Source organism: uncultured Brachyspira sp., from assembly GCF_944390595.1.
GTDB lineage: Bacteria > Spirochaetota > Brachyspiria > Brachyspirales > Brachyspiraceae > Brachyspira.
In genome coordinates, this window is the sequence record NZ_CALXRN010000063.1 from 1 (window position 1) to 4,557 (window position 4,557).

The 4,557-nt window shown below is 27.7% G+C and carries 7 protein-coding genes; 1 reads left to right on the forward strand and 6 read right to left on the reverse strand.

Going from position 1 to position 4,557, the window contains the following annotated elements; genetic code table 11:
* Together Q0J90_RS03290 and Q0J90_RS03295 are read right to left on the reverse strand one after the other, a co-directional pair.
* Positions 1-302, reverse strand: a 302-nt coding sequence (locus Q0J90_RS03290) for a tetratricopeptide repeat protein (RefSeq protein ID WP_297276551.1), incomplete at its 3' end; no start/stop codon positions are given.
* 63 nt (positions 303-365) lie between these two features.
* Complete coding sequence (locus tag Q0J90_RS03295; RefSeq protein ID WP_297276552.1) at positions 366-500, reverse strand: hypothetical protein; 135 nt, start codon at positions 498-500, stop codon at positions 366-368.
* A gap of 161 nt (positions 501-661) precedes the next feature.
* Between Q0J90_RS03295 and Q0J90_RS03300 the strand changes: the two genes are divergently transcribed.
* The gene (locus Q0J90_RS03300; RefSeq protein WP_297276553.1) at positions 662-1,678 is read left to right on the forward strand and encodes a DUF3089 domain-containing protein; all 1,017 of its coding nucleotides are present in this window, start codon (positions 662-664) and stop codon (positions 1,676-1,678) included.
* A 92-nt stretch (positions 1,679-1,770) separates the two neighbouring features.
* Here the strand turns inward: Q0J90_RS03300 and Q0J90_RS03305 are convergent, their stop codons facing one another.
* The 4 genes from Q0J90_RS03305 to Q0J90_RS03320 form a co-directional block, all read right to left on the reverse strand.
* Positions 1,771-2,328: a hypothetical protein gene (locus Q0J90_RS03305; protein ID WP_297276554.1), complete on the reverse strand. Its 558-nt coding sequence runs from the start codon at positions 2,326-2,328 to the stop codon at positions 1,771-1,773.
* 35 nt (positions 2,329-2,363) lie between these two features.
* Positions 2,364-3,179: a metal ABC transporter permease gene (locus Q0J90_RS03310; RefSeq protein ID WP_297276555.1), complete on the reverse strand. Its 816-nt coding sequence runs from the start codon at positions 3,177-3,179 to the stop codon at positions 2,364-2,366.
* Complete coding sequence (locus Q0J90_RS03315) at positions 3,176-3,868, reverse strand: metal ABC transporter ATP-binding protein (protein ID WP_297276556.1); 693 nt, start codon at positions 3,866-3,868, stop codon at positions 3,176-3,178. Before Q0J90_RS03315 ends, Q0J90_RS03310 begins: the two co-directional genes overlap by 4 nt.
* A partial coding sequence (locus Q0J90_RS03320; RefSeq protein WP_297276557.1) for a metal ABC transporter substrate-binding protein occupies positions 3,868-4,557 on the reverse strand: 690 nt, incomplete at its 5' end. The genes Q0J90_RS03315 and Q0J90_RS03320, both read right to left, overlap by 1 nt.

A 4,557-nucleotide genomic window follows, 5' to 3' on the forward strand; every position in this document is an offset into this window, starting at 1 on the left:
ATAGCTTTATCGTAATCATCTAATGCATTTTTATAATCTTCTAAATTAGATTTTGAAAGTCCTCTATTATAGTAAAGTTCTGCATCATTTTTATTTAATTTTATAGCACAAGTAAAATCTTCAATAGACTTTTCAAATTCTCCTAATGCTCCATAACATAAACCTCTATTATTATAAACGTCGCTAATGGTATTATCAAGTTTTATACTTTTAGTGTAATCTTTAATGGCTTTCTCATAATCACCCATCTCATATTCAGTCAAACCCTTATTATAATATATATCTGCATTATTATTATCCAATTTTAAAGCAGTATTAAAATCTTTTAACGCCTCTTTATATTTACCTAAATTGTTTTTTGCAAGTCATCTGCAATTATAAATTTCCGCATTATCTCCATTATAAAATATTAGTTTATCATAATATTCTATTGCCTTTTCATAATCACCATTATCAAATGCTTCATCTGCTAATTTATAAAAATCATCAATTTCTCTCATATGTATATACATCCATCTCATAATTACTTAACATATTAAATAATACATCAAAAATAAAATTTATAACAGATTTAATTATAGATAACTATTTAATATTTTTTAATTGATTTTAATGTTTTTAAATTTATAATTATAAAACATTTCAATAAAGGAGATAAATTATGATTAATAATATTAAAATATTCACCACAGTATCATTAATTATTATTACAATATTAAGCTGTAATAATAAAGCCTCAAAAACAACAGCAGCAATAAAAACAAAAACAGACTATTCAGATACAAATAATTGGATGTCAATACCAGAAAACCCAAATGACAGAGAAGTAGATGTATTTTATTTATACCCTACAACTTGGGAAAGAGAAAATACAAATGAAAGTATAATATGTCCTATAGATCATGCCCAAATGAGAAGCGGAGCTACAAATATGATGATGCAGCATATGGGAATATTTGAAGAAATAGCAAGCGTATATGCCCCATTCTACAGACAAGCTGATGCTTTATATTTAGTAGATAAAAAAAATAATATAAGCAGAGAAGAACAGGATAAATACTTTTTTGCAGAACCAAAAGAAGATGCTATTGCTGCATTTGATTATTATATAAAAAATTATAATAATGGCAGACCCTTCATATTAGTAGGACATTCTCAAGGTGCTATAATGATAAAAGAAATATTAAAAGATTATTTCAAAACAAATGAAAATTTAAAAAATAGAATGGTTGCCGCTTATGTTCTTGGCTATTCTGTTACTCAAAAAGAGTTAGATGAAAATCCTCATTTAAGATTTGCAAACAGCGAATATGACACTGGAGTAATAATTTCTTATAATACAGAAAGCCCTGATTTTAACGGCTACAATCCTACCCTTCTTGAAGGCTCTATTGCTATTAATCCTATAACTTGGACATTAGATGAAACTATAGCAGCAAAAGAACAAAGCATAGGAGCTAATATTGCATCAAATTATGGAAAACCAACAAAAATAGCAGATGCAAAAGTTGATAAAGCAAGAGGCGTTATAAAATGCAGCACTATAAATCCTGATGATTTTTATTCTGGAGAAAACAGTGTATTTGAAAAAGGCGTTTATCATGCTTATGATATAGCTCTTTATTATTATGATTTAAAAGAAAATGTTAGAAAAAGAGTAGGAGCTTTTTGGAAATAAATAAAATATAAAAGCGGGCAAAGTAATAATCAATATTATTATTTTGCCCTCAACATGGTTTATAAAATATAAATATACGAAAATTATCTAAATTAATTAGCTACAAATTCTTTTCCTCTTTTATCAAGTACATTCAAACTTATAGCATTAAGTCTAATGGTTTCATAATTGTCTATATCCAATATCTCTACAACTCCTACAACTTCTATCCAATCTTGAGGATTAGGTATTTTGCCGTTATAATTAAATTCAAAACCTGCAACACCGTCATATCCGCAGCATCCTGGTCCATATCTAAATACAAAATTAAGTTTCTCTCCTGTTTCTTTATCTGTAAAACCGTCATATATACCTTCAAGTTTTATTATTTTTCCTTTATAATCATCCGGATTCAAATAAACATCATTACATTGATTTATAAACATTCTTTCCTTTATTTCTATAACATTATTCATATCAATAGATGATGAAGAACTTGCAGTATTATCAGCCTCATTTGAAGACTTATCACTAGGATTTCCATAATCATATTTTTTCTTCGGTATATCAACATAATTTTTTTCTATATCAAACCATCCGTCATTATATTCTTTTTTTGAACAAGAAGAAAATGACAGCAATATAATAAATAAAAACAATATAGCTTTCATAATTTTAATTTCTCCTTATATTTTTTATACGTAAATTATTTTATAATCTTTCCTATTATGGAAAATATTAAAAGCATAGCTAAATTAACCATAACAATACATGCTCCTGTAGGATATTCCAATTGAAATGATGCAACTATACCTATAAAAAAGCAAAATACTGATAATACAGCCGATGAAATTATAACACTCTTAAAAGTATTAAATACTCTCATAGAAGTTAATGCCGGAAATATTATCAAACTTGATATAAGCATAGCCCCCATCATTCTCATACCTAATACTATTATCAAAGATGTTAGTATAGATATAAGCATATTATAAAGTTCTGCATTAATACCTACAGCACGTGCAAAATTTTCATCAAAAGTAACTAAAAATATTTTATTATAAAATAATACATAAAGTACTATAACTATAACACTAACAATGATGCTTATGTAAACTTCACTTTTACTCATAGCAAGTATACTTCCAAACATATAATTACATACATCAGTATTTATACCTGTTTTTACAGTAATAGCAATTATACCTACAGCTAAAGATACACTTGATATTAAAGCAATAGCTGCATCTCCTTTTATTTTACTGTTTTCACTTAATCTTAAAAGCAGTATCGAAGCGACAGCAACTATAGGTATAGAAAGCTGCAAAGTAGAAAGACCAAACATCATAGAAAGAGATAATGCTCCAAATCCTACATTTGAAAGCCCGATACCTATCATAGAATATCTTTTTAAAACCAAATTAACACCTAAAAGTGCAGCACATAATGAAACTAATATGCCGACTATAACAGCCCTTACAATGAAGGTATATGAAAAAAGTTCCTGAATCAAAGCAATCATTTCATATCCTCCCCTGATATTCTTTTGTATATGTCGGTTTTTGTATAATCTTCTGTGCTTCCAAAAAAAAGCATATCTTTATTCAAATGAAGTATTTTATTAGAATATTTTATCGCACTTGCTATATCATGCGAAACCATAATAATAGTAACTTCACTATTAAGTTTTTTTATCAAATTATAAAGATCAACTGTAGCTATAGGATCTAAACCTGTAGAAGGCTCATCAAGTATCAATAATTCTTTTGTAGAACATAATGCCCTAGCTAATGCCACTCTCTGCTGCTGTCCTCCTGATAGATCCTTATAAGATTTTTTTTGTAAATTTTCTATATTAAGTTTCTTTAAATTTTCCAAAGCAATTTTTTTATCTTTAGAAGTATAAAACGGCAAAAAACTTTTCTTATTTAATCTTCCTGCTATAACAACTTCAAATACGCTTGCTGGAAATGATTTCTGCACTATACCCTGCTGAGGAAGATAACCAATCTCATTTTTCTTTATATTACTGAAAGATATGCTGCCTTTTTTATATTTCATAAGCCCAAGTATAGTTTTTATTAATGTAGTTTTACCTGAACCATTTTCTCCTATTATAGAAAGATAATCTCCTTTATTTAAAGAAAAATTGATATTAGATAATACCTCATTACTGTCATAAAATACTGATAAATCTTTTATATTCAACATCAATTTAAACCCTTTTTCAAACTCTCTAAATTATCCCTCATAATAGATAAATATGTAACACCAGAATTAAATTCTTCTTTGCTTACATTCTGACCAGAGTGAAGCTTTAATTTACCTGCTCCAGTTTGTTCAGAAAGAGTATTGGCAATTTTTTCATTACTCAATTCTATATAATATAAATAAGGTATATTATTTTCTTTAATATAATCTATTAAATATGCAATAGTTTTAGGACTTGCATCAACTTGACTGCTGCATCCTGTAAATGGAGCTCTGTATTCCAAACCATACTCATCTGCCAAATATCTGAATGGAAACCTGTCCCCAAATACTATATTTTTTCTTTTTGAAGAATTTATAGCATTTCCTATCTCTTTGTCTAAAGCTAATAATTCCTGATTATACTTATTGGCATTAGATTTATATAATTCAGCATTAGCACTATCAACTTCAGACATGGCATCACAAATAGCATTTACCATTAAAACCGCATTTTTAGGAGAAGTCCATATATGTTCATCATAAATACCTTCATGCTCATGAGGTTCATTCATATGATCGCCATGCTCATCATGATTTTCTTCTTTACCATGATCATGTTCTTCATCATGTTCCATACCTTCAACAATCTCTTCATTCAATGCTTTTACATAATCGATTAACTTTACTATTTTTTTACCATTAGTATC